Origin of the sequence: Variovorax sp. PCZ-1 (genome assembly GCF_018413605.1) — a bacterium.
Taxonomy (GTDB): domain Bacteria; phylum Pseudomonadota; class Gammaproteobacteria; order Burkholderiales; family Burkholderiaceae_C; genus JANMDU01.
Map to the genome: position 1 here is coordinate 234350 of NZ_JAHCDN010000003.1, position 25928 is coordinate 260277.

Here is a 25928-nt window from a genome sequence, read left to right on the forward strand (position 1 = left end):
AATCAGGAGCAAATATGAAGATCGATCCGCTCTATGTGAACCCGCATCAGGCGCGCACACGCGAGCCCAGCCAATACGAAATCCTGCTGGGCGATGCGATGGAGCGCGCCTTCGGCCAAGGCTTGTGGGAGCTGGATCAGCTGGTTGGTTACTTGAATCAAAGCGGACCCATGGCTGCGAACGGGCAGTTGTGGACGGCGGAGAGTTTTCAGGTCGAGCTACAGCGTTTGGCAAAAGTTTGAGCACTTGACCATGAGAACGCAAAAGACGCAAAAGTACGCAAAAAGCGCAAAAGTTAATAAGCGAGATCAACTTACCTTTGCGCCTTCTGCGTATTTCTGCGTCTTTTGCGTTCTCATTTTTAGTGTGAATTGAATATCGATTGGAGCCAACATGGACAGTCAACAAACGGATAAGAGCGCCACAAAACCCGCCCCCACCAAAGCCGATGTCAGCGCCGCTTTAGAAAAAGGCTTGAAGAATCTTTGGTATCCCGTTTGCCCGAGTGACTGGATCACCGACAAGCCGCGCGCCCTCAGAAGGCTGGGCTACAAGATTGCCTTGTGGAGAGACGGCCAAGGCAAGGTGCATGCGCTGGAAGACCATTGCCCGCATCGTGGCGCGCCACTCTCGATGGGTGTGAATTTAGGTGATCGGTTGGCCTGCCCGTATCACGGCATTGAAGTGCGCTGCGATGGCATGGTGACGAAAGTGCCGGCCAGCCCTGGCTGCCCGCTGGAGAATTCGCGTGCGACGCTGGCTTTTCATGTGAAAGAAGCAGCGGGTGCGGTGTGGGTCTACAACAATGCAGCCAATACCGATGATGCGCCAGCTTTAAATCTTCCACCCGAAATCACGGATGAAGAAACTTGGAGCAACTTCCTCTGCTACGTGGAGTGGGCAGGTGATTACCGCTACGTGATCGACAACGTGATGGATCCGATGCACGGCAGCTTCCTGCACAAGATGAGCCACAGCATGAGCGAGGGCGATATCTCCGCGAAATTCAAACTGCGCACCACGCCACAGGGCTTCGTGTTTGAAAAAGATGGCCAGCGCGATGTGAATTTTGATTGGACGGAATGGGCGGATACGGGCGTGCATTGGATGCGCCTGGAAATTCCGTATCCCAAAACCGGCGGGCCCGGCGGCAGCTTTTCCATCATCGGCGCGTACACCCCGATCATCGTGCCCGGCCAGCCCCCAGCGACTGCCGTGTTCTTCTGGCGCTGCCGCAAAGTGCAGGGCTGGCAGCGCGATGCGTGGCGCTTTTTGTATCGCAACCGCTTGGAGGCGCGGCATTGGAATGTACTGGAGCAAGACCGCGTCATGCTTGAGGCCATGGAGCCAGATGCCAACACACGCGAAAAGCAATACGAGCACGATCTGGGTTTGCAACGCCTGCGCCAGCATATGCAGCGCCTGGCCATGAAGCAACTGCAAACGGCCTGAGGTCAGAGCAGAATAGAGCTGCGTTTACATTTAGAAACTGATGTATATAAACGACAGATCGTGTGCCGCTCAGTCCAAAAAGCTACCCATTGAGAACATATTCCTAGCTAACTACACAGTTTTTGCTTGCGCACACACTTCTACGCACGCAAACTAACGGGATGTGGAAGAAAAAAGATTTCGGCAGCTCAGAGCAGGATAAGTTGCGCAGCAGCTTTTTCAGCAGCGGCTTTTATGGCAGCAGCGAAGAAGACAGCGAAAGCCCCAACAGCAATTTCCGTCCGAGCACGCCTGGTGTTCTCGCGCCTTCAGAGCGCGTCGGTTCGGTGCGTCCCAACAAGGTCAACGATGGCGTGGTGCGCTTGGCCGCCAGCATTCAGGGCTCGCAGCAGTTTGATGCGGTTCGCCTCACACTCAAGCTCGCAGACTGGACCATTTTGGCCGAGCACATGCAGCCATTCACGGTAGAAACTGGTCAAGAAGTGATTCGCCAAGGTGCGACCGAGGTGACGGTTTATATCGTCGAATCGGGCACCTTGGGAGTGCATCATGAAGATGCCAATGGCAAGGTACAGCTGGCCACCGTGGGATCTGGGTCGGTGGTCGGCGAGGGTGCGTTTTTCGCTCGCACGCCGCGCAACGCCACGGTGCAGGCCTTGAGCCGTTGCGTGCTCTGGGGGCTCTCCCCCATGCGCTATGCGGAGCTGGCGCACAGGCACCCCAGCATTGCGTTGAGTTTCGTGATGGCTTTGGGCAGCGTGGTGACGCGCCGCATGACGAACAAACCCAAGCGTGGTGCAGTTACCTAATCGCTATTGTTTTAATAGCATTTAGCGCAGTATCTGTGCCGGCTAGCGGCCTAAAACGCTTTAAATTTAGATGCTCAACATCAAGCGCATGTTTTGCACAGCTGCGCCACTTGCGCCCTTGCCTAAGTTATCGTAGCGCGCCATCAAAACAGCTTGGCCGTTGGCATCGTTGCCATACACCGAGAGCTCCAGCATGTTCGTGCCCACCAAGGCGGTAGGCTCCATTTTGTTGGATTCAGAAGCAGGCACGACTTTGACAAACTCACAGCCCGCGTAATGTGCTTTGAGCACAGCCTCGAGTTGGGCAGCGCTTGTGACGCCCTTCATCAAATCAAACTGCAAGCCGATGTGATCAATCATGCCGCTGTGGAAATTACCCACGGTCGGGATAAAGATGGGGCGGCGTGTGAGGCCGCTGTATTTGTGCAGCTCGGCCACATGCTTGTGCGCCAAATTGAGGCCATACACCTCCAGCGGTGCGGCTGTTTTGGCGATTTCATAGCTCTCAATCATCTGACGCCCGCCACCTGAGTAGCCAGAGAAGCCTTGCATCACGATGGGGTAGTCAGCAGGCAAAAGCCCGGCGTCGACCAAGGGGCGCAAGAGTGCAATGCCGCCCGTGGGGTAGCAGCCAGGGTTGGCCACGAATTGCGCGTTTTTGACGGCAGCCGTTTGTTCGGCATTGAGTTCAGGAAAGCCATACACCCAACCCGGCGCCACGCGATGTGCGCTGCTGGCATCGACCATTTTCAAGGGTTTTAAGCCTTTTTGGGCTCTGGCCGGCGCCAATTCTGCGCAAAGTGCTACGGATTCAATAGCAGATTGGTCATGCAAGCAAAGCACAACGAGATCGGCCTCGTTGAACAAAGCCTTCTTCGCTTCGATGTCTTTGCGCTTCTCAGGCGCAATCGAAAGCACCTGGATCTGCGGCAGCGTGGCCAAGCGTTCGCGGATTTGCAGCCCGGTCGTGCCTGCTTCGCCGTCGATAAAGACTTTTGCCATGGTGCTGCTCCTGTTGCAAGGGGGATGGGGGGAGATACGTACAAAAATGGTGCGTCGCAACATGATACAGTTACGCGCTGAAATCGCTTGGTAACTGATGTATTGAGCTACTGACGATTTTGCATGAATTCAGTCCATTTCGTCATTCATAACGACATACAGCCGGAAAGCTCCCCATGAAAATCCACGAGTACCAAGGCAAGGAAATCTTGCGTCAATTCGGCATCCCCGTGCCGCGCGGCATCGCTGCGTTTACCGTGCAAGAGGCCATTGAAGCTGCACAAAAGCTGGGCGGCCCGGTTTGGGTGGTGAAAGCCCAAATCCACGCGGGTGGCCGTGGCAAGGGCGGCGGCGTGAAAGTGGCCAAGACGATTGACGATGTGAAAGCCCGCGCGACCGACATTTTGGGCATGCAGCTCGTCACGCACCAAACAGGTCCAGAAGGCCAAAAAGTGCGTCGCCTCTACATTGAAGATGGCGCAGACATTCAAAAAGAATATTACCTCTCGATCGTGACCGATCGCGCCACGCAGAAGGTTGCCTTTATCGCCTCAAGTGAAGGCGGCATGGATATCGAGCAAGTGGCGCACGATACGCCTGAGAAGATCATCACCATCTTCGTTGATCCACTTGCTGGCTTGACCGATGCACAATGCGCTGAGATCGGCAAAGGCATTCAGATGCCCGCTGATTCGCAGGCGCAGTTTGCCGATGTCTGCAAAAAGCTCTACAAGTGCTACATGGACACCGATGCGTCGCTGGTGGAAATCAACCCCTTGAACCGCACCAGCAAAGGCGAGATCATCGCTTTGGATTCCAAATTCAACTTTGACTCCAACGCCCTGTTCCGTCACCCAGAAATCGTGGCCCTGCGCGATTTGGATGAAGAAGACGCGGCCGAAGTGGAAGCTTCTAAATTCGATCTGGCCTACATCAGCTTGGATGGCAACATCGGCTGCCTGGTCAACGGCGCAGGCCTGGCCATGGCCACGATGGACACCATCAAACTCTACGGCGGCGAGCCAGCCAACTTCTTGGATGTGGGCGGCGGCGCCACCCCTGAGAAAGTCACCGAAGCTTTCAAGATCATGCTGAAGAACCCCAAGGTCAAGGCGATTCTCGTCAACATCTTCGGCGGCATCATGAAATGCGACACGATTGCCACTGGCGTGATCACTGCTTGCAAAGCCACCAACCTCAATGTGCCCCTGGTCGTGCGCATGAAGGGCACCAATGAAGAGCTGGGCAAGAAGATGCTGGCCGAGAGCGGCCTGCCGATCATCAGTGCTGACAGCATGGCTGAAGCTGCTGAAAAAGTCATGATCGCTGTCAAGAAAGCCTAAGGAAAAATCATGTCTATCTTCATCAACAAAAACACCAAAGTCATCACCCAAGGCATCACCGGCAAGACCGGCCAGTTCCACACGGAAAAATGCCAGGAATACGCCAACGGCAAGAACTGCTTCGTCGCCGGCGTGAACCCGAAAAAAGCGGGCGAATCGATCTTCAACATCCCCATCTACGCTTCTGTGAAAGAAGCGGCGAGCCAAACTGGCGCCACGGTTTCTGTGATCTATGTGCCCCCAGCGGGCGCTGCTGCAGCCATTCTTGAGGCTGTGGAAGCGGATCTGGACTTGGCCATCTGCATCACCGAAGGCATCCCCGTGCGCGACATGCTCGAAGTGCGCAACCGCATGAAGGCCAAAGAAGCCGCTGGCGGCAAGAAAACTTTGCTGCTCGGCCCCAACTGCCCCGGCCTCATCACCCCCGATGAAATCAAAATCGGCATCATGCCCGGCCACATTCACCGCAAAGGCCGCATCGGCGTGGTCTCGCGCTCCGGCACGCTCACGTACGAAGCCGTGGCTCAGTTGACGGAAATCGGCCTCGGCCAATCCAGCGCAGTCGGTATCGGTGGCGATCCGATCAACGGTTTGAAGCACATCGATGTGATGAAGGCTTTCAACGACGATCCGGACACCGACGCCGTCATCATGATCGGCGAAATCGGCGGCCCTGATGAAGCCGAAGCGGCTCGCTGGTGCAAAGCCAATATGAAAAAACCGATCGTCGGCTTCATCGCTGGCGTCACAGCCCCTCCCGGCAAGCGCATGGGCCACGCTGGCGCGCTGATCTCCGGTGGCGCGGATACGGCGGATGCCAAGCTTTCCGTGATGGAAGAGTGCGGCTTCAAAGTGACCCGTAATCCTTCTGAAATGGCTAAGCTGCTCAAAGCTATGCTGTAATCGTTTCGTGCACCGACAAGGCGGCGGCTCTTGCAAGAGAGCCGCCGTTTTTTTTGGCGGCATGGCTTGCACATGTCAGCAAATACGTAGGATTACGCGGCGCAAGCCGCTTTGTAGCCGCTACACTCATGCCCTGGATATTCAATGGTTTTTTAAAGCCTTTTGAGCACTTGGCCGGCACAGAATCTGCGCGAAGTGCTATTAAATTTATAGTAATTTGGAGATAGCATGGAAGAGTTCATGACAGGTGCGTTTTGGCTAGCCGTTGGCCAAATCATCATGATTGATATCTTGCTCGGCGGCGACAATGCCGTGGTGATCGCGCTGGCCTGCCGCAATTTGCCCGAAAAGCAGCGCAAACTGGGCATCATCTACGGCACGATCGGTGCGATTGTGCTGCGCGTGATCCTGATCGCCTTTGCGCTGGCCTTGCTGGCCATTCCTTACTTGAAAATCGTTGGTGCAGCGCTGTTGATCTATATCGGTATCCAGCTTCTGCTCCCCGAAGACGAAGAGGCGCACAACATCAACCCCAGCGACAAGCTCTGGGGCGCGGTCAAAACCGTGATCGTGGCCGATTTGGTCATGAGCGTGGACAACGTGATCGCCATTGCCGGAGCGGCGCAGGGCGCGGGTCAAGCGCATCAGCTGCCCTTGGTGATTTTTGGCCTCTTGGTCAGCATTCCGATCATCGTTTGGGGTAGCCAGATTGTTTTGAAACTCATGGAGCGTTTCCCCATCATCATCACGCTCGGCGCCATGCTGCTGGGCTGGATCGCCGGTCAGATGGCCTATACCGATATCGCGCTCCAAGGCATTCGCCCCGAAGGCAAGATGTGGGAATACACTTGTGCAGCGATTGGTGCATTACTGGTCCTGTTGGTCGGCCAATATTTGCAGCGCCGAGCGCAAAAAAGCACAAAGTAAGAGCAAATAACACCGCAATTGGGTGGTGTTTATTTGCAACAAAACGCACAAGAGGCGTGACATTTTGCCTTGATTGTCTCTCCCGCGTCTGTTATCGTACCAAGTCAATTTCTTAGAAAATTTTCAAAAAATTTTCTTCAGGGACAACAACTTAGCGCACTTTTCTGAAAAGTAAATTGAGCAGTGCGTAAATGATGGTCGAGAGGGACAGCTGTGGCGACATCCACACTGAAAAAACGCGGTAATTTTTGGCGCGCTGACTGGTTTGTTGGCGTGTTGGTGGTCGTTGCCGTCCTGATCTTGCATCAAATGGGCGATCTGATCGGCACACTCGAGCGCCGCTACTACGATTTCGCCAGCACATCAAACAGCCGACAACCCTCCGACAAAATCGCTGTGATTGCGATTGACGACACCAGCATCGCCAATATCGGCCGCTGGCCTTGGAATCGCGAAGTGCATGCGCAGATGACCGACATGCTCTCGGGCGCAAAAGCCAAGGTGATCGCCAATACCACTTTCTTTTTTGAGCCGCAAACAGACCGTGGCTTGGCCTACATCCGCAAAATCAAAGAAACCTTGGGTGCGCCAGACCCATCTAACCCACAGCCGGCCATTGAGCAAGCGGGCAAAGTGATTGCCGAGGCTGAGGTCGCACTGGATAGCGATGCTAAGTTGGCAGCCAGTATTGCTAAGGCCAACAACGTCGTACTACCCTCGGTTTACAAAATTGGCGAACCCTTGGGTAACCCCGACAAGCCACTGCCAGCTTTTGCTCTGAAGAGCGCAGTAGATGAAAATCAAAACTTTTCCGTTGCCGCCATTTCTGGCCAGCAACCTTTGGATGCTCTAGGTAATAGCGCTGTGGGTGTTGCGCATTTGAACCAATGGCTCGATGTGGATGGCGCAGTGCGTTATGAGCCATTGCTGGTCAACTACTACGGCAAGGCTGTGCCATCCATGTCATTGTTGGTGGCTGCAAAAAGCCTCAACCTGAACGCCAGCGATATCAAACTTAATTACGGTGAGTCTGTTCAGATTGGCAAACTCAAGGTCAGAACTGATGATGCTGCCTTGATGCTGCCGCAGTTCTACAAAACCAGCGCCGACAAACGCGCTTTCCCTGTTGATTCCTTCTTTGATGTGCTCAGCGGCAAGATTCCTGCGAGCAAGTATGAGGGCAAGATTGTGATCATTGGCGCCACGGCCGCAGGTGTGGGCAACATCTTCCCCACCCCCGCTGCCAAAGACATGAGCCCTGCAGAGACCATTGCGCATGTGACTTCCAGCATCTTGAATGAGCACTTTATCGTGCAGCCTGCTTGGGGGTTGTGGATTTCTTTGCTGGCGTTTTTGATGGTGGCGGCTTACTTGATCGCTGTGTTGCCGCGTCTGTCCGCAGGCATGGGCGCGGGTGTGACTGCTGTGCTGTTTGTGCTGTTGTTAGGCATAGAGTTTGGCCTTCTCTCGGGCGTTGCCATGTGGCTCAAGCTGGTTTTGCCCGCTGCACTGCTCTTAATTGGCCACCTGACACTCACCACCAAGCGCTTCTTGGTCACAGAGGCAGGCAAAGTCAAATCTGACGAAGAATCTGCTGAGACTAACCGCATGATGGGTTTGGCGATGGCTGGGCAGGGGCGTTTGGATGAAGCTTTTGATCGCTATCGCCGAGTACCTGCATCGAGCGCATTGCTTGATAACCTAGGCAACTTGGCGCTTGATTTTGAGCGCAAGCGCCAGTTCAATAAAGCGCAAGCCGTGTATGAGCACATGGCCAGTCTGGATAAAAACCACAAAGGCCTGCAAGACAAACTCAACCGCGCCAAAAACCTGTCTGAAACCGTGATTTTGGGTGGCGGGAATGCGCACGCGGGCGGCACGATGCTGCTCGATGGTGGTGGTGTAGAAAAACCGATGTTGGGTCGCTATCAAGTCGAGAAAGAGCTGGGCAAGGGCGCAATGGGCGTGGTGTATTTGGGTAAAGATCCCAAGATCGGTCGCGTGGTGGCCATCAAAACCATGGCGCTCTCGCAAGAGTTTGAGGGCGATGAGCTGCAAGATGCCCGCGAGCGCTTCTTCCGCGAAGCCGAAACCGCTGGCCGCTTGCAGCACCCGAATATCGTCACGATCTACGACGCCGGCGAAGAGCACGATCTGGCCTACATCGCCATGGAATTCCTCAAAGGCAAGGATTTGGTGGATTACAGCAAGGATGGCAATTTGCTGCCGATGCTGCGCGTCGCTTCGATTGTTGAACGCGTGGCAAAAGCATTGGCCTATGCGCATCAAAACAGCGTGGTGCACCGCGATATCAAGCCAGCCAACGTGATGTATGAGCACAGTTCAGACACGGTGAAAGTGACCGACTTCGGCATTGCCCGCATCACGGATTCCAGCAAAACCAAAACCGGCCTCGTGTTGGGCACACCGAGCTTCATGAGCCCTGAGCAAATTGCAGGTAAAAAAGTCGATGGCCGCTCTGATTTGTATTCCCTGGGTGTCATGCTCTTCCAAATGCTCGCCGGTGTGTTGCCTTTCCGTGGCGACTCGATGGCCGAGCTGATGTACAAGATCGCTAATGAAGAAGCCCCCGATATCCGCGTGATCCGGCCTCAGATTCCCGAAAAACTGGCCGATGTGGTGGCGATGAGCCTGTCCAAGCGTCCCGAGACGCGCTATCAAGACGGTGAGCAATTCGCTGCCGATCTGCGCGCAGTGATGAGCTTGCTAGGCGATGCCGGTGACACTTGGGTGGCCAAGCAAGATGCGGCATCCCCGGCAGTTGGCGCGAATGACAAAACCCAGGTGATGACTGCGGCAGCCGGTGCAGACATGGCTACGCAAGTGTTCAGCCGAGACAATCAAGCCACCGAGCCTGCACCTTTAGGCAGTCACGAGGCATACGCCGCCACGCAAAAATTCACCCCGGCCAGCAGTGCCTCAAAACCTGCAGACGATCCGTTTGAGAAAACCATGGTCTCGCGCCCTCCCAGTCAGGGTAATACATAAGGCTGCTGATTCCAGGCAGATTTGCTCCCGAAAGCCGCTATAGTTCGTTATTAATTCATGATTTACCAGTTTTCTCTCAGTACCGACCCCGGCCTATCCCGCGATAACAACGAGGATTCGGTGGTTTTTGACACGCCGACCCAGTTGGCCGTGCTGGCCGATGGCATGGGTGGCTACAACGCGGGAGAAGTCGCCAGTGGTATGGCCACAGCCTTCATCAAATCAGAAATGAGCCGTTGGCTCTCGCAGGCTGGCAAAAATGCCAATGCGCGTGAAGTGCGTCGAGCCTTAGAAATTTGTGTAGACAACGCCAACCGTTCTATTTTCAACGCGGCAAATTCCAATCCTCAATACACAGGTATGGGCACCACCCTGGTGGTGGGCGTGTTTCAAGATGGCCGTTTGATGCTGGGTCATATTGGCGATTCACGTTGTTATCGTTTGCGTGGCAATGAGTTGTCGCAAATCACCAAAGACCACTCCTTGCTACAAGAGCAGATGGATGCTGGTCTGATCACGCCAGAGCAGGCTGCGACATCGCTGAACAAAAATCTCGTCACACGTGCACTGGGCGTGGAAGATGTGGTGATGCTGGAGACCAACGAGCACCGCACTGAGGTCGGCGACCTCTACCTCATGTGCTCGGATGGCTTGTCTGACATGGTTACAGACGAAGGCATCGCTGATATCATGCGAGTAGATGAAGATTTAGAAACCAAGGCAAAGGCCTTGGTGGATGCGGCTAACGCCGGTGGTGGCAGAGACAACATCTCTGTGCTGCTGGTGAAAGCCAAGGATGGGCAGAGCAAGCGCGGCTTGATGTCGCGTCTGCTGGGCAAGTAAACAAACTCAACAACAGGAGCCGACCATGCCGAAAATGATCGTGTCGATCGACGGTGTCGTCATCAAAGAAGTACAACTGACCAAAGACCGCACCACGCTCGGTCGCCGTCCGTACAACGATATCGTGATTGACAATCTGGCCGTCAGCGGCGAGCACGCTGTGATTCAACTCGCCGGTAACGAAGTGAGCCTTGAGGATTTGAACAGCACCAACGGCACCTATATCAACGGCAAGGCAGTGAAAAAGCAACAACTTGCGAACAACGACACCATTGAAATAGGCAAGTACAAGATCAAGTATGTCAATGAGCAAGAAGCCGAAGGCTTCGAGCGCACGATGGTGATCAAGGCTGGCTCTGCGGGTCTTGGGGCCACTGCGCCTTCAGCTGCGCCAAGCATGCCTGCTGCGCCTGCAGGAAACGCGGCCATCAAAGTGCTTTCGGGCGCGGCAGCAGGCCGCGAAGTACCGCTTGTGAAGGTCGTGACCACCATCGGCAAACCAGGCGTTGCGGTGGCAGCGATCACCAAACGCCCCCATGGCTTCGTTGTTGCACATGTCGAAGGTTCGAGCAAGCCGACATTGAACGGCCAGCCGATTGGTGCTGAACCTGTCACCCTCAAGGATGGTGATGTGTTGGAGCTGGCTGGCACACAAATGCAGTTTGCTACCGCCTGAACTGCAGTTTAGGCTGCTAGAAAGCTCTCTGACGCCCTGCTTTGCCTCGCAGACACACAGAGGCTCTTGACATCATGCAACTCTTGACCAGGCATTGGCCCCGAATCCTGGTCACGCTCATCCCATTGTTGCTTGCGCTGCTGCATACAGCTAATATCCTTCCCATCACAGTGCTCCAGCGCTTGGATGACATCATCTACGACACGCGTTTGCGCGCCACGATGCCCAAAACGCTGGATGATCGTATCGTCATCGTCGATATTGACGAAAAAAGCTTGGCAGAAGTAGGCCGCTGGCCTTGGGGGCGTAACAAGCTTGCCACGCTGACCGATGAGTTATTTGAGCGGCAAAAAGCCGCCATCGTTGGCTTCGATGTGTTGTTTCCCGAGCCTGATGAGAGCTCAGGCATGAAGCGCTTAAAGCAACTGGCTGGCAATGAATTGAAGGATCAGCCAGGATTTACGGAACGTTTGAGCCAACTGGAAGCGAGTTTGGATTACGACGGTTTGTTTGCCAAATCTCTGGAGAAGCGGCCGGTTGTGTTGAGTTACTACTTGACCAGTGATCGCGACGGATTCACCAATGGCGTATTGCCTAAAGCGGCCATGCAAAAGCAAGCCTTGCAGGGTCGCCCGATCAAGTTTTTTACATTTTCAGGCTACGGTGCCAATATCGAGCAACTGGCCAAAGCCGCGCCGATGGCGGGATCGATCAATCCTGTGATCGATCCAGATGGGGTGATTCGTGCAATTCCTTTGCTGTCTGAATACAAAGGGCAGTATTACGAATCTTTTTCCCTAGCGATGTTTCGCGTGCTGACTGGCTTGCCCCAGGTTGAGCCTGGTTTTCCACAAGAGCGTTTTCTTTCGCGCAATTACCAAGGGCTTGAAAGCATTTTGCTCAAGCAGGACGGCAAGAGCTTGGCGATTCCTGTGGATGATCGCGTGGCTGCGCTCGTGCCTTATCGCGGAGCGGGGAATGTGTCTGGCGGCTCTTTCAAATACATCTCTGCTGCGGATGTGCTGGCGCGCCGTATGTCCGCAGATGCGCTCAAAGGCAAGATCGTATTGATCGGCACCACAGCGCCTGGTTTGCTCGATTTGCGCGTCACGCCCGTGGGCGAGACATATCCCGGTGTGGAGGTCCATGCCAACGTCATCTCTGGTTTGCTCGATGGGCGCATCTATGTGAAGCCCGATTACGCCGTGGGTTATGAGGTGATTGTGCTGGTGTTTGCCGGCCTGATCTTGGCTTTCGCGCTGCCCTTGCTGTCTGCACCTAAAGCTGTAGCGCTCAGCGCTGTTGTGATTGCTGCTTTGGTGGGTATGAATTTCTGGCTGTATTTGGGCGCAGGGCTGGTGCTGCCCTTGGCGACAGCCTTGGTGATGGCGCTCACGGCTTTTGCGCTCAATATGAGCTACGGCTACTTCGTGGAAAGCAAATCCAAGCGCCAGATTGCCAATCTGTTTGGCACCTATGTGCCGCCAGAGTTGGTCGATGAAATGGTCAAAGACCCCGACAGCTACAACATGAAGGCCGCAAGCAAAGAGCTCACCGTACTCTTTTGCGATATGCGCGGCTTCACCAAAATGAGCGAGACGATGGAGCCCACACAATTGCAGGGCTTGCTCAACGATGTGTTCAGTCGCTTAACGAATGTGATCCGTAACAACCGGGGCACGATCGATAAATACATGGGCGATTGCGTGATGGCCTTCTGGGGAGCACCTGTGGATTCCCCTGAGCATGCCGCGCTGGCTGTGAAAGCCTCGATGGAGATGGCGGGTGAGGTGCGCAAAATCAATGAAGAGCACCGCAGCAAAAACTTGCCAGAAATTGGTATTGGCATCGGTCTGAACACCGGCATGATGTGTGTGGGCGATATGGGCTCAAGTATTCGCAAAAGCTACACCGTGATTGGTGATTCGGTGAATCTGGGCTCACGCTTGGAGGGTTTGTCCAAGACCTATGGCGTAGATATCGTCGTGGCTGAAAGCACCAAAAAACTTGCGCCTGACTTTGCATGGCAAGAGCTGGATCGCGTGCGAGTGAAAGGCAAGGATCAGGCCGTCACCATCTATTGGCCTTTGGCACCGCTGGATCGCTTGCCAAAGGAGCTGGGCGATGAAATCAAGCTATGGAACACGTTCTTGAAATCGTATCGCGCTCAGGATTGGGAGCAATGCGATCTGCACATGCTCAATATTGAGCGTAGCCAAATAGCCAAGAGCGGCAAAACTGCGAAAAAATACCTTTACCAACTGTACTCAGAGCGTGTAGCCTCTATGCGTCAGCTGCCATTTGACCCGAGTTGGGATGGCGCAACAAATTTTGAGACGAAATAAGGAAGCCGCGCCTCATGAAAATCAGGGTTCTGGGATGCTCAGGAGCCATCGCCAAAGATTGCCGCACCACCTCCTTCTTGGTAGACGAGGATTTGCTGGTGGATGCAGGCACGGGCGTGGGCGACCTGACCCTACCCGAGATGGCTGCGATCAATGATGTACTGATCACGCACTCACACTTGGACCACATTGCCAATCTGCCCTTGATGATCGATTCGGTGGCTTCCATGCGCACGCAGGCCCTGCGCGTACATGCCCTGCCCGAAACGATTGCAGCCATGCAGCAATACATTTTCAACAACACGATTTGGCCGGATTTCACAAAAATCCCTAGTGCAGAAAAGCCTTTCCTGAGCTTTCACCCACTGCAAACAGGCGCACGCCTGCGCATCGCCAACAAAATGGTGGAGGCTTTACCTGCTGTGCATACCGTGCCCGCCGTGGGCTATGCGATCACCGCTGGCGCAGGCTGCTGGGTATTCTCAGGAGATACGGAGCGCAACCCCGCTTTCTGGAAACGTATCAATCAAATGAATGTAGCCATGCTCGTGATCGAGACGGCGTTTTCCAATCGCGAAAAGCAGTTGGCGCATCTGAGCCTGCATCTCTCGCCCAATGTGCTGGCCGATGAGCTGGATCAGATTGACAAGACCAAGCATTTCCCAATTTACATCACGCACACCAAGCCCGCCGAGACGGAGCAGATCATGGAGGAGATCCAGCGCTTTGACCAAACTCAACCGTTTGGCCCGAACGTCACGCACGATATCCGCTGGCTGCGCGCCGGTCAGGAGCTCACCGTATGAATGCTGTTCTCAAGCCTTCCGTGTCAAATACCAGTTCCGCAGCAGAAAAAGCCTTTTTCGATTCGCAGATGCTCCCCGCTGAGAAACGGGGGATGACTTTTGAGGTCTTGTTCTACCGGCAGCTGCAGAAAGTCACCACACGCATTCACGATACAGAGAATATCGATCAGCTCATGCTCGATGCGAGCGAAGATATTTGCAAATTACTCAATGCAGATCGCCTCACACTCTATGCTGTGAATGAAGATGGCACAGCCATTGTCTCCAAGTTCAAGACTGGCCTGAATGTGGCCAAAGATTTGAAGCTGCCGATTGGCGTGCAGAGCATCGCAGGCTATGTGGCGATGGCCAAGCAGCCAGTGAATATCGCGGATGTGTATGACGATGAAGCTTTGAAGCGCATTCACCCTTCCTTGGCTTTCCTCAAAGAGGTCGATAAGCGCTCAGGCTATCGCACCAAACAAATGCTGGTGATGCCGATCATGGATGGCGAGCAACTGCATGGCGTGTTGCAAGTGATCAATAGCAAGGCCGATAGCCCTTTTGGAGAGCTTGAACTGGAGGGCGCCACTCAACTTTGCAAAACACTAGCAACCGCCATTCGCCAGCGCGCTGAAAAAGCGCAAAAGCTGATCGACGATGCGGCGCGCAAGAAGGCCACCAAATACGACGGGCTGCTCAAGGAGGGTGTGATCACCGCTGAGCAGCTCAGCGATTGCGTGCGCCAAGCGCGTGAGCAATCCAAATCGGTGGAGCATGTGCTCATGGCCGAGTTTGGCATTCGGCCTGCGCAGATTGGCCCTTCGCTGGCTAAATTCTTCGGCGTGGATTACGAGCCTTTCAAAGCTGGGCGTATTCGCTCTGAAATGCTGCATGCACCGCTTAAGCTGGATTTTGTGCATTCGCAAGGCTGGATTCCGCTGGAAGAAACGCCCGAGGGGTTGGTGGTGATGTGCCTCGACCCCGAGGCAGTGCGCGGCTCGCGCATCGTGCAGCAAATCCTGCCGCGCATCTCCAAAATCAAATACTGCGTCACCACGCAGACTGAGTTTGAAGAAACCATCGTGCAGTTTTTCGGTGCGGGTGCTGAAGGCGGCTCGATCAATGAACTGCTGGCGGACTTGAATTCACCGCTGGATGAAGATGCCGATGACTCATCACTCGAATCCGCTGCTGCAGATAACGAGTTGGTGAAGTTCGTCAACAAAGTCATCATCGATGCATACAACCAGCGCGTCTCAGATATTCACATCGAGCCGATGCCGGGCAAAGAAAAAACCGGCATCCGTTTTCGTATTGATGGCAGCTTGCAAACCTATATTGAAGTGCCCGCGAGCTTCCGCCAAGCCTTGGTGACTCGCCTGAAAATTATGTGCGATCTGGATATTTCCGAACGCCGCAAGCCGCAAGATGGCAAGATCAAATTCAAGAAATATGGCCCGCTCGATATCGAGCTGCGAGTAGCCACCATCCCTTCAGCGGGTGGCGTGGAAGATGTGGTGATGCGCATCTTGGCTTCAGGCGAGCCCATTCCGATGGATAAGCTGGGCCTCACGCCGCACAACCGTGAGCGATTGGAGAGCACGGTTTCCAAGCCTTATGGTCTCTTCTACGTCTGCGGTCCTACAGGCTCTGGTAAGACGACCACGCTGCATTCGGTGCTCAAATTCTTGAACAAGATTGACACCAAAATCTGGACAGCGGAAGACCCTGTGGAGATCACGCAAAAGGGTTTGCGCCAAGTGCAGGTGAACAAGAAAGCCGGCCTTGATTTCGCCACCATCATGCGTGCCTTCTTGCGCGCTGATCCAGACATCATCATGGTGGGCGAATCGCGCGACAAGGAAACGGTGAGCATGGGCGTGGAAGCTTCGCTCACAGGTCACCTCGTCTTCTCTACGCTGCACACCAACAGCGCGCCTGAATCCATCATCCGTTTGCTCGATATGGGCATGGATCCGTTTAACTTTGCGGATGCGCTGCTGGGCATCCTCGCGCAGCGTTTGGCGAAGAAGCTGTGTGATTGCAAAGAAGAATACACACCTGATGCCAAAGAGATCAAAGCCTTCATCAAGGAATACGCGGAAGATTTGCAGCACACGGCCGCTTGGATTGCTGACCCTGGTGGTGCGCAGCAAGAGCTGCTGCAAACTTGGACGGATACTTATGGCAAAGATGGCAGCCTGCGCTTTTATCGCCCCGTAGGTTGCGATAAGTGCAACAAGACGGGCTACAAAGGCCGCATTGGTTTGCACGAGTTGCTGGTGGGCGATGACACCGTGAAGAAGCTGATTCAAGAGCGAGCACGCGTGGCGGATTTGTTCATCGCCGCGGTGGGCGGCGGCATGCGCACACTGAAGATGGATGGCATGGAAAAGGTGATGATGGGGCTCACCGATATCAAGCAAGTGCGGATGGTGTGCATCAAGTAGTTTTGATGATCTTTTGAGCACTTCGCCGGCGTATTTGCTGCGCAGAGTGCTATTAAATTTGTAGTTTGATTATTTTTGGATGGAGTGGCTGCGCTTGGGCTACCTCCCTCCGCGACTGTCCCCCGCCGGCTTCGCCGGCTCCTCCTTTATGTCGCTGCGGGAGATAGCCCAAGCACAGCCTGATGGCAGACTCGAGTTTTGCTTCATGGTGATACGATTGCCTCGTTAAGCGGAGATTTCGTATGAAAAATGCACTCACATTCTGGACACCCAGCACCAAAAAATGGGCACTCAGCGCCATCGCTGCTGCTGCACTCATGGGCTGCGGCACGCAAACTGTGAATCCCGTCACTGGCCAGCAAGAGCGCTCGGTCATGAGCGAGGCTGATGAGGTGCGCGAAGGGGCGAAGGCGCATCAAGAAATTCTCAAAGAATACGGCGTGCTGAAAAACGATCGCATTCAAAACTATGTGAACGACATCGGCCAGCGCTTGGCCAAACTCTCGCACCGCAATCAGCTCAAGTGGACGTTCACCGTGCTGGATAGCCCGGAGATCAATGCGTTTGCGCTGCCGGGCGGCTATGTGTATATGACGCGCGGCATCATGGCTTATTTGGATAGCGAGGCTGATCTGGCGGGCGTGATTGGTCATGAGATCGGGCATGTGACGGCGCGGCATGGTGCGCAGCGCGCAACGCGGCAGCAAGATGCGGCCTTGGTAGGTTTGCTGGGCAATGTGCTCGGCGCGGTGCTGGATGCCAAAGGCGGTGGCGGCATTGGTCAGCAAATCGGTGAAGTGGCTGGCATGGCTGCTGCGGGGCGCGTAGCCAAATATGGGCGTGAGCAAGAGTTGCAGGCGGATGGCTTGGGCGCTGAGTATTTGAGCCGGGTGAATTACGATCCGCGCAACATGATTGATGTGATCCGCGTGCTCAAAGATCAGGAGCGCTTTGCAGTTGAAGTCGCTCGTGCAGAAGGTCGGCCTGCGCCGCAAGGCGGCAACTCCTGGCTGGCTTCGCATCCGAGCAACGATCAACGCTTGGAATCGATCAACAAAATCGCGGCTCAGTATCAGGCGAATAAAAACTATGCAGACGAAGGCCGCATACGTTATCTGCAAATCATCGATGGCATGGCCTTTGGCGAAAGCCCGGAGCAGGGGCTCACGCGTGGGCGAAATTTTTACCACTCCACTTTGAATTTTGCGATGACCGCGCCCACAGGTTGGCGGATTGTGAATGAAGAGGAGCAGCTGACCATTGTGAATCCTGCAGGCGATGCTGCGCTGATCGTACAGCTCGCACCACCGAACGCGGGGCGAAACCATGAGGAGATCATTCGCAATGTCGTCAAGCCTGTTTCTGGCCGCGCGGAGCGCTACACGCTCAATGGTCTGCAAGCCACGCACTTCAACGGCGCTGTGCAAGCGCAAGGCGGGCAGCGAGCTGTGGAGCTCACTGTAGCCACAGGAGCTGGTGGGCAAAACTTTTTGATGATCTACGCTGGCAAAGATGCAGCCACAGTGCAGCGCAACCGAAGCTTTCTGCGCGAGACCGAAGGCAGCTTCCGAGGCATGAGTGCGCAAGACACTGCAGCGGCGAAACCGTGGGTGCTGCGCACAACAGCTTTGCCACGCGGTGGTTTTGCGGATTTAGCGCGAACTGCGCCGATGACGACGTTGCCTGAGCAGCAGCTCAAGCTCATGAATGGTGTGTATTCCACGGGGACGGTGCAGCCTGGGGCATTGGTGAAGATGGTGGTGCAGTGAGATTCGTTGTATCCGCAGGCTCGCACTAGCTGCACGTTTTGCTCCGTGTCCCCCGGCGGCATTTGGTTTTATTCATTTTCGAAGGGTTGGTTTCGCCGCCTCCTCCTTTACCTGCGCAAAACGCACGGCTAGCGCAATCCTGCAAACGTAATAGCTCGCAGCTGATTACCGCACATCAGGCCGATTGCTCAACTCGTTTGGATTGGCTGCGTTGGCATCCACAGGAAAGTGCTGCATCAGCAGCGCAGAGATTTCTTCTAGCGCCTGCGTGAGCCCGCGTTCGAAATCGCCGCGTTTGAGGTGCGCGCTTAAATGATCGACTGTTTCTTGCCAAAAAGTGCTGTTCGGCGGCATAGATACAGCGCGATCAGCTACTATTTCTATAGCATTTTCGGCGAGTAAGAGATAGATCAATACGCCGTTGTTTTGCTGCGTGTCCCACACGCGGAGTTTGCCGAACATGGCGATGGCACGTTCGCGTGGCGTGGCATCGCGCCACAAATAGCTCATGGGCAGGCCTGCTTCGATGCAGATGCGGATTTCGCCGCTATGTCTTGCTTCGCTTGCCTGCGTGAAGCGCTCTAGCTTAGCGAGCAGCTCGGGCGGCACGGCGCGGCGCACATCGCTGTCGTCCATCCAGCGGTGTTTCCAGATGCGGGTCAGTTTTCCGAAGAAGCTGCGCTGTTTCATCTCAAAAATCTCCACTCGCGCCGCCGCCACCGAAATCACCCCCACCGCCGGAGCTAAAACCCCCACCTCCGCCACTGCTCCAGCCGCCGCCACCGCCGGTTGACCAACCACCACCGTCGTAGCCGCGTGAATAACCACGCCTGCCACTGACAGCTCTGCCAAAGCTGGTGATCAAGGTGAAGATCAGCGCGGCAAAGAAGGCGATGCCAGCTATCACCATACTCGCGGTGATGAAGAAGGCGATGCCGCCCACTGCGCCTCCTGTCACGAGGGAGCCGAGTTTGTTGCCGAAAATGCCTTTGGCTATTGCGCCGCCAATGGGCACAGCGAAGAAGAGGAAGATGAAGAAATCCATCCACTCAAAGCCGAGTTGTTGTGGATTGAAGCCGCGCTCGGCATTTGGGGCAGGGAGATTCTCAGCGCCGATGCGTTTATCCAGCGCCTCAATCGTGGCTTCAATGCCTTGAGCGTATTGCCCTGCTTTGAGTGCAGGTGCAAGCGAGGTGCTGATGATTTGCTTGGCGGCAAGATCAGGAATCGCACCTTCCAAAGATTTCGCCACTTCAATGCGCAGCTTGCGATCTTCCTTGGCGATCACGATGAGAACGCCGTCACCCACATCACGCCGCCCGATTTTCCAGGCGTTGGCTACGCGGTTGGCGTAGCTGGCGATGTCTTCAGGCGCTGTGGTGTTGACGAGCAGCACGGCGATCTGCGAGCCGCGCTCTTGTTCGATGCGTGCCAGCTGTGTTTCGATACTGCCAGCTTCGCCAGCGGAGAGAATTTGCGCGGTATCCACCACGCGGCCAGAGAGGGCAGGCACGGCTTGCTGCGAGAGCGCTGCAAACGGTGCGAGCAATGCGCCCGCGAGTAGCCAAGCTCTGAATAGGCGTCTAATTACTATCAATTAGTGAGCACTCCGCGCAGATTCTATGCCGGCGAATGGCTTAAAACGCTTAAAAATTTACTTCTTGTTGAAGTCTACCGTGGGCGCAGTGGTGATCTGCGCTTCGTTGGCGACCGTGAAGCCGGGCTTGGGCGAGTAGCTAAAAATCATTGCCGTGAGATTGCTCGGGAAGCTGCGTGCGAGCACGTTGTATTCCTCGATGGTTTTGATGTAGCGGTTGCGTGCGACGGTGATGCGGTTTTCTGTGCCTTCAAGCTGCACGCGCAGATCTTGGAAGCCTTGGTTGGCTTTCAAGTTGGGGTAGTTTTCCGTGACGACGAGCAGGCGAGAGAGCGCTGAGCCAATCTCACCTTGTGCCGCTTGAAATTTCTTCATGGCTTCAGGATCGTTCAGCATTTCTGGTGTCATTTGAATGCTGGTGGCCTTAGCGCGCGCCTCCACCACTTTCACCAGCGTCTCTTGTTCAAAGCCCGCTTCACCTTTGACGGTATTCACAATGTTCGGAATCAAATCAGCGCGGCGCTGGTACTGATTCAGCACTTCGCTCCAAGCAGCTTTGGATTGCTCATCCAAGCGCTGGAAATCGTTGTAGCCGCAGCCTGTGAGCAAGGCGGTGCAGATCAGAAGGGCAGATAAAAGTAATTTTTTCATAGCGTTCCTCTTCGGTTTTGGGTGCACAGGTTCTAACAGTAGCATAGATGGATGCAAGTTTCCCCATCTCAAGCCATTGCTGCGATTCAAAAGCCATCCCAAGCTACACCAAAGCAGCCAGATTTGCTGATTGCCGGCGCTACCGGCGTGCTCGGCAATACTGTGCTGCGTCGGCTCGTGGGAGTGCATCGCTATGCGCATACGCAGGTGCTGGCGCGCGAGCGCGTGCAGCAGGGCATGCGCCAACTCTCTTTGCATTTGGTTGCAGGTGATATCGCGGGTTGGCCGGTCAATCTGTCGTCTGATGTTGCCGTGGTGATGTTTGAGCCGCCCAGAATGTTTTATGAGCGCGAGCGCGCTTTGTGGACGCCCGAGCCAGCTCAGCTCACGGAGCTTGCCGCTTGGTTGTATGCGAGTGGCGCAAGCACATTGGCTGTGGTGTTGCCCTATGCGCAAGGCACACTGCCCGAATCGCTCAAGCAGGGCTTGGCCTCGCTGGATGAGCAGGCTTTGGCGGCGACGGGTTTTGAGCGACTGCTGATTTTTCGCAGCGCAGAAAAGCCCGCGGCTTTGCGTCACAAGCATCCACTGGCCGCCCTCGCGCATTGGATGCTGGGCATCTTCAAATTCATGGTGCCTGCGCAAGAGCAGCCTGTACGCCCCACAAAAATTGCCGAAATCGTGGATGCTTTCCTGCAAACCGCACCAAGCGGCATCACAGTGGTTTCGCAGCACGAGATGTGGGCGTTCTCGCAGATCAACTCAACAGATTTGTTGGCTGCCGTGAAAACCCGGTTTGACAATGCAAGAGAGATTAATTAACATGTTAACTAATGAATCCTTTTGCGCACCGCAACCTCCCCCGCCTACTGCTGCAAGCGCGCGAAACCGTGCTGGAGCATTTCCGCCCTGGCTTACGTGAGCATAGCCTCACAGATCAGCAATGGCGCGTGCTGCGCGTGTTGGCTGAAGAGGGCGAATGCGATGTGAGCACAATTGCGCAAGGCGCGTTTTTGCTCGGCCCCAGTCTTTCGGGCGTGCTCACGCGCATGGAGCGCGATGGTTTGATTGTGAGAGCGGCTGATAGCCAGGATGCGCGCCGGCAAGTGATCCGTGCCAGCGCCAAAGGCAAGCGTTTGGTGGTCAAGCTTTCCGAATCGATCGAGGCGCATTACGCGCGCATGGAAACGAGCTTGGGTAAAGCGCGCTTGCTGCAGCTCTATGCCCTGCTCGATGAAGTGATTGCCATGCCTGTGCCAGCTGCTGAGCCTTTGCCCACAGCGCGAAAGCGAGCCAAGCCATGATGCTCGCAACCGTCTATGGAAGTCTCATGCATCACAGCGCTGAGCTTCAAGCGCTGGGCGATGCAAGCTATGAAGCACCCTACAACGCGCCACCCCATGCTCCGGTGCTCTACATCAAGCCAGCCAATACATTCAACCCGTTTGGCCAAGCGCTGCGCTTATCCGCTGCGCATGCGCCTATTCACGCGCGCGCTTGCATAGGCTTGAATTATAGACCAAATCAGCCCGTCGCCGGCGTAGAAACTGCGCAAGATGCTATTAAAAATATAGTGATTGAAGATTGGCGAATTGCGTTGTTCTGCGATTTCAGTTTGCCCCACAGCAGCTTCTATCGGCCACCACTGCGCTTCAATGCGCTCGATGGCTCGCTGGGTTTGCCACAAGCCAGTGCATCGTGGTCTGAGAATGATTTGAAAGATCAACGTATCGAGACTTGGGTGAATGGCGTTTGTGCGCACAGGTATCAAACATCAGATTGGACATGCTCGGCGCTGGAGCAATTGCAGCGGGTCGGTGAATTCATCGCCTGGGAAGCTGGCGATGTGCTCATGCTCGGCTGCCCACCCGATGCGCCGCTGGTGAAAGCGGGTGATGTGGTGGAAGCGCGCATGAATGGCCAAGTCCTCACGCGCACGGTGATCCTGCAGGAGGCCGCATGAAGCACGCCCGTGTGATTTACCAAGGCCGTGAGCACAGCGCGCAAGAGTCAGAAGGCATGCTCTTACTGTCTGATGGGCAACGCGTGCGCCAAGACGCGGTGCACTGGCTGCCACCGCTTGCACCTGTGGCGCAAGCACGCACCATCCTCTGCCTCGGCCTGAATTACGCCGATCACGCCAAAGAACTGGCCTTCAAACCGCCGAGCGAGCCGCTCGCCTTCCTCAAAGGCCAAAGCTCACTGATCGGTCACCGCGAGCACACCCTTCGCCCGCATGGCGTAAAGATGATGCATTACGAATGCGAGCTGGCCGTGGTGATCGGGCGCACAGCAAAAAACGTGAAGCAAGCCGATGCCTACGACTTCGTGCAGGGCTACACCATCGCCAACGATTACGCCATCCGCGACTATCTGGAAAACTGGTATCGCCCCAATCTCCGCGTCAAAGGCCGCCCCACCTGCACACCACTCGGCCCGTGGCTCGTCGATGCGAAAGACATTGCTGATCCGATGCATTTGAATCTGCAAACCATCGTCAACGGCCAAATCACGCAACGCGGCAACACAAAAGACATGATCTTCAGCATCCCCGCGCTCATTGAATACTTCACCAGCTTCATGACCCTGCGCCCCGGCGATCTCATCCTCACGGGTACGCCCGATGGCGTGGTTGATTGCCAGCCAGGTGCGCAGATTGAGTGCAGCATTGAAGGCATTGGCTCATTGCAAAACACGATTGAAAGCACTTCATGATTTCTCATCTCATCAACGGCAAGCATACGACAAGTGCCGCAACATTTGAAACCATCAATCCTGCGACGCAAGAAGTATTGGCAGAGGTTGCAGCGGGTGGCGCACAAGAAGTGAATTCCGCAGTTGCCGCTGCCAAAGAAGCTTTCCCTAAATGGGCGGGCATGCCCGCCCCCGAGCGCGCCAAGCTGATTCGCAAGCTCGGTGATTTGATCGCCGCGCATGTGCCTGAGATTGCTCAGATGGAGACGAATGATTGCGGGCAAGTGATTGCGCAAACGGGCAAGCAGCTCATTCCGCGCGCCGCTGATAATTTTTATTATTTCGCGGAGATGTGTACGCGTGTGGATGGCCACACTTATCCCACGCCCACGCATTTGAACTACACGCTGTTTCATCCCGTTGGCGTGTGCGCTTTGATCTCGCCTTGGAATGTGCCTTTCATGACGGCCACTTGGAAGGTTGCGCCTTGTTTGGCTTTTGGGAACACAGCCGTTCTCAAAATGAGCGAACTTTCACCGATGACGGCTTCTCGTCTGGGCGAGCTGGCACTCGAAGCCGGTATTCCGGCGGGCGTGCTCAACATCGTGCACGGCACAGGCAAAGAAGCGGGTGAGCCTTTGTGTGCGCACCCGGATGTGCGCGCGATTTCGTTCACTGGCTCAACAGCCACGGGCAACCGTATTGTGCAGAGTGCAGGTCTAAAAAAATTCAGCATGGAGCTGGGCGGTAAATCGCCATTTGTGATTTTTGAAGATGCGGATTTGGATCGTGCTTTAGATGCGGCTGTCTTTATGATCTTCTCTAACAATGGCGAGCGTTGCACAGCAGGTAGTCGGATCATCGTGCAGCAGAGTATTTATGCAGATTTTGCACATAAGTTTGCAGAGCGAGCCAAGCGCATCACAGTGGGCGATCCGCTGGATGAGAAAACGATTGTGGGGCCGATGATTTCGCAAGCGCATTTGGCGAAGGTGCGTAGTTATATTGATCTGGGCTCGAAAGAGGGTGCGTCAATGCTTTGTGGAGGTATTGACATGCCGAGCTATGCGGCTGAGTTGCCTGAACGAGTGAAGCGTGGCAACTATGTTTGGCCTACGGTGTTTGCCGATGTCGATAACCGCATGAAGATCGCGCAAGACGAAATCTTTGGCCCTGTGGCTTGTTTGATTCCGTTTAAAGATGAAGCGGATGCAGTGCGCATTGCTAACGATACGCAGTATGGTTTGAGCAGCTATGTGTGGACAGAAAATCTTGGCCGCGCACATCGCGTGGCAGCTCAGATTGAAGCGGGGATGTGTTTTGTGAACAGCCAAAATGTGCGTGATTTGAGACAACCCTTTGGCGGCACAAAGGCCAGTGGCACAGGGCGCGAGGGTGGCACTTGGAGCTATGAGGTGTTTCTTGAGCCTAAGAATGTGGCGGTGTCGCTGGGTTCGCACCATATTCCTCATTGGGGTGTTTGATGGTTTTGCCGCTTGCTTCTCTCAACCTTTGTCACAATCGCCGACGCTTGGGGTATCCCACTCCGCGAATGTCCTCCGGCTGGCGCTTCGCGCGTGCCTCCCCCTTTATTTCGCTGCGTGGGATACCCCAACCCTCGGCTCAGGTGAGGAAGGTTGCATGCAGTCTGCGATCACTATTCAGTAGCGCACAAGAGGCAGCGGGCGTGAGCCGCAGCGAAATAAAGGAGGAGACGGCAAAGCCGGCGGGGGACATTCGCGGAGGCTCGCGCCCGCTGATTCTTGGGAGCGGAATAAAAAGGAGAGAACGATGGGCAAACTAGCACTAGCCGCAAAAATCACCCATGTCCCCAGCATGTACCTCTGCGAATTTCCGGGGCCGAATTTTGGCAAGAGAGACGCAGCGATTGCGGGCCACAAAGAAATTGACAAGCGCTGCAGAGAAGCCGGCGTAGACACCATCGTCGTGCTCGATGTGCATTGGCAAGTCAACAGCGAATACCACCTTAACTGCGCACCACACTTCAAAGGCCTCTACACCAGCAACGAGCTGCCGCACTTTATTAAAAACATGCCGTATGAATACCATGGCAACCCAGAGCTTGGCCACGCGATTGCAGACATGGCCAATGAGATGGGCGTGAAATCCCGCGCGCATTCGGATACCTCGCTCGAGCTCGAATACGGCACGCTCGTGCCCATGCGCTACATGAATGCCGATCAGCATTACAAAGTGATTTGCGTGAGCGCTTGGTGCGATTGGCATGATCTGCGCGAGAGTCAGAAGTTTGGATTTGCGCTGCGTCGCGCTATTGAAGAAAAATACGATGGCACAGTGGCTGTGTTTGCCAGCGGCAGCTTGAGCCATCACTTTGCAGACAACGGCAAAGCGCCAGAGTACGCCTTCAAGGTGTATGACGCATTCTTGGAGCAAATCGATTTGCGCGTCGTCGAACTCTGGGAAAGAGGCGAACATCGAGCTGTGGTCGATATGCTGCCCATGTATGCGGATAAATGCTGGGGCGAAGGCGATATGCACGATACCGCGATGCTCTATGGCGTGGTCGGTGGTGCATTTGAGAATTTTCACTACCAAGAAAAAGTGGAAGTGATCACACCGTATTTCGGCTCCAGCGGCACGGGGCAGATCAACGCGATTTTTCCTGTCGTGCCTTTAATGAAATGAGAA

General features: G+C 55.0%; 23 protein-coding genes. 19 read left to right on the forward strand and 4 right to left on the reverse strand.

Translation table 11 applies throughout. The features are described from left to right. Window positions 1-14 precede the first annotated feature (14 nt). The 3 genes from KIH26_RS14430 (at window position 15) to KIH26_RS17045 (ending at window position 2261) form a co-directional block, all read left to right on the forward strand. On the forward strand, window positions 15-242 hold the full coding sequence (locus KIH26_RS14430) for a recombinase-like helix-turn-helix domain-containing protein (RefSeq protein WP_213446379.1): 228 nt from the start codon (window positions 15-17) through the stop codon (window positions 240-242). Window positions 243-393: 151 nt separating this feature from the next. Further along, window positions 394-1452: a Rieske 2Fe-2S domain-containing protein gene (locus KIH26_RS14435; protein WP_213446380.1), complete on the forward strand. Its 1059-nt coding sequence runs from the start codon at window positions 394-396 to the stop codon at window positions 1450-1452. Between the two features lie 161 nt (window positions 1453-1613). Next, window positions 1614-2261, forward strand: a complete 648-nt coding sequence (locus KIH26_RS17045; RefSeq protein ID WP_249661339.1) for a cyclic nucleotide-binding domain-containing protein — start codon at window positions 1614-1616, stop codon at window positions 2259-2261. A 66-nt stretch (window positions 2262-2327) separates the two neighbouring features. On the opposite strand, the gene argC is transcribed toward KIH26_RS17045, so the two are convergent. After that, window positions 2328-3263 carry an N-acetyl-gamma-glutamyl-phosphate reductase gene (gene argC, locus KIH26_RS14445; protein ID WP_213446381.1) on the reverse strand — a complete coding sequence of 312 codons (936 nt, stop codon included), beginning with the start codon at window positions 3261-3263 and terminating at the stop codon, window positions 2328-2330. 176 nt (window positions 3264-3439) lie between these two features. Between argC and sucC the strand changes: the two genes are divergently transcribed. From sucC to KIH26_RS14495, 10 genes are all read left to right on the forward strand, one after another. After that, a complete protein-coding gene (gene sucC / locus KIH26_RS14450) occupies window positions 3440-4606 on the forward strand; it encodes an ADP-forming succinate--CoA ligase subunit beta (RefSeq protein ID WP_213446382.1) in 1167 nt (388 codons plus the stop codon). A 9-nt stretch (window positions 4607-4615) separates the two neighbouring features. Continuing rightward, complete coding sequence (sucD, locus tag KIH26_RS14455) at window positions 4616-5509, forward strand: succinate--CoA ligase subunit alpha (RefSeq protein WP_213446383.1); 894 nt, start codon at window positions 4616-4618, stop codon at window positions 5507-5509. Window positions 5510-5737: 228 nt separating this feature from the next. After that, on the forward strand, window positions 5738-6436 hold the full coding sequence (locus KIH26_RS14460) for a TerC family protein (RefSeq protein WP_213446384.1): 699 nt from the start codon (window positions 5738-5740) through the stop codon (window positions 6434-6436). Window positions 6437-6649: 213 nt separating this feature from the next. Next, on the forward strand, window positions 6650-9445 hold the full coding sequence (locus KIH26_RS14465; protein WP_213446385.1) for a CHASE2 domain-containing serine/threonine-protein kinase: 2796 nt from the start codon (window positions 6650-6652) through the stop codon (window positions 9443-9445). Window positions 9446-9502: 57 nt separating this feature from the next. Further along, window positions 9503-10288 (forward strand): Stp1/IreP family PP2C-type Ser/Thr phosphatase, encoded by a 786-nt coding sequence (locus KIH26_RS14470; protein ID WP_213446386.1) that lies wholly within the window; start codon window positions 9503-9505, stop codon window positions 10286-10288. Between the two features lie 25 nt (window positions 10289-10313). Then, window positions 10314-10964, forward strand: coding sequence for an FHA domain-containing protein (locus KIH26_RS14475; protein WP_213446387.1), 651 nt, complete (start codon window positions 10314-10316; stop codon window positions 10962-10964). Between the two features lie 74 nt (window positions 10965-11038). Beyond that, window positions 11039-13309: a CHASE2 domain-containing protein gene (locus KIH26_RS14480; RefSeq protein WP_213446388.1), complete on the forward strand. Its 2271-nt coding sequence runs from the start codon at window positions 11039-11041 to the stop codon at window positions 13307-13309. Between the two features lie 14 nt (window positions 13310-13323). Beyond that, window positions 13324-14115 carry a 3',5'-cyclic-nucleotide phosphodiesterase gene (locus KIH26_RS14485; RefSeq protein WP_213446389.1) on the forward strand — a complete coding sequence of 264 codons (792 nt, stop codon included), beginning with the start codon at window positions 13324-13326 and terminating at the stop codon, window positions 14113-14115. Next, window positions 14112-16547 (forward strand): GspE/PulE family protein, encoded by a 2436-nt coding sequence (locus tag KIH26_RS14490; RefSeq protein WP_213446390.1) that lies wholly within the window; start codon window positions 14112-14114, stop codon window positions 16545-16547. The genes KIH26_RS14485 and KIH26_RS14490 overlap by 4 nt, the downstream gene beginning before the upstream one ends. A gap of 242 nt (window positions 16548-16789) precedes the next feature. Next, a complete protein-coding gene (locus KIH26_RS14495) occupies window positions 16790-18316 on the forward strand; it encodes a M48 family metalloprotease (protein ID WP_249661343.1) in 1527 nt (508 codons plus the stop codon). A gap of 165 nt (window positions 18317-18481) precedes the next feature. Here KIH26_RS14495 and KIH26_RS14500 read toward each other — a convergent pair whose 3' ends face one another. From KIH26_RS14500 to KIH26_RS14510, 3 genes are read right to left on the reverse strand one after another with little or no spacing between them, the layout of a single operon-like run. After that, complete coding sequence (locus tag KIH26_RS14500; protein WP_213446391.1) at window positions 18482-19006, reverse strand: TPM domain-containing protein; 525 nt, start codon at window positions 19004-19006, stop codon at window positions 18482-18484. Window position 19007: 1 nt separating this feature from the next. Beyond that, window positions 19008-19913 (reverse strand): TPM domain-containing protein, encoded by a 906-nt coding sequence (locus tag KIH26_RS14505; protein WP_213446392.1) that lies wholly within the window; start codon window positions 19911-19913, stop codon window positions 19008-19010. Between the two features lie 57 nt (window positions 19914-19970). Continuing rightward, the gene (locus KIH26_RS14510) at window positions 19971-20564 is read right to left on the reverse strand and encodes a LemA family protein (RefSeq protein ID WP_213446393.1); all 594 of its coding nucleotides are present in this window, start codon (window positions 20562-20564) and stop codon (window positions 19971-19973) included. Between the two features lie 51 nt (window positions 20565-20615). Here KIH26_RS14510 and KIH26_RS14515 point away from each other — a divergent pair, with 51 nt between their 5' ends. From KIH26_RS14515 to hpaD, 6 genes are all read left to right on the forward strand, one after another. After that, a complete protein-coding gene (locus tag KIH26_RS14515) occupies window positions 20616-21386 on the forward strand; it encodes a Rossmann-fold NAD(P)-binding domain-containing protein (protein WP_213446394.1) in 771 nt (256 codons plus the stop codon). Between the two features lie 11 nt (window positions 21387-21397). Then, the gene (gene hpaR, locus KIH26_RS14520; protein ID WP_213446395.1) at window positions 21398-21868 is read left to right on the forward strand and encodes a homoprotocatechuate degradation operon regulator HpaR; all 471 of its coding nucleotides are present in this window, start codon (window positions 21398-21400) and stop codon (window positions 21866-21868) included. Next, a complete protein-coding gene (locus KIH26_RS14525) occupies window positions 21865-22527 on the forward strand; it encodes a fumarylacetoacetate hydrolase family protein (RefSeq protein ID WP_213446396.1) in 663 nt (220 codons plus the stop codon). The genes hpaR and KIH26_RS14525 overlap by 4 nt, the downstream gene beginning before the upstream one ends. Then, entirely contained in the window at window positions 22524-23279 is a 756-nt protein-coding gene (locus KIH26_RS14530) for a fumarylacetoacetate hydrolase family protein (protein WP_213446397.1), read from the forward strand. Before KIH26_RS14525 ends, KIH26_RS14530 begins: the two co-directional genes overlap by 4 nt. Next, entirely contained in the window at window positions 23276-24742 is a 1467-nt protein-coding gene (gene hpaE / locus KIH26_RS14535) for a 5-carboxymethyl-2-hydroxymuconate semialdehyde dehydrogenase (protein ID WP_213446398.1), read from the forward strand. The genes KIH26_RS14530 and hpaE overlap by 4 nt, the downstream gene beginning before the upstream one ends. A gap of 307 nt (window positions 24743-25049) precedes the next feature. Continuing rightward, window positions 25050-25925 (forward strand): 3,4-dihydroxyphenylacetate 2,3-dioxygenase, encoded by an 876-nt coding sequence (hpaD, locus tag KIH26_RS14540; RefSeq protein ID WP_213446399.1) that lies wholly within the window; start codon window positions 25050-25052, stop codon window positions 25923-25925. Window positions 25926-25928 lie beyond the last annotated feature (3 nt).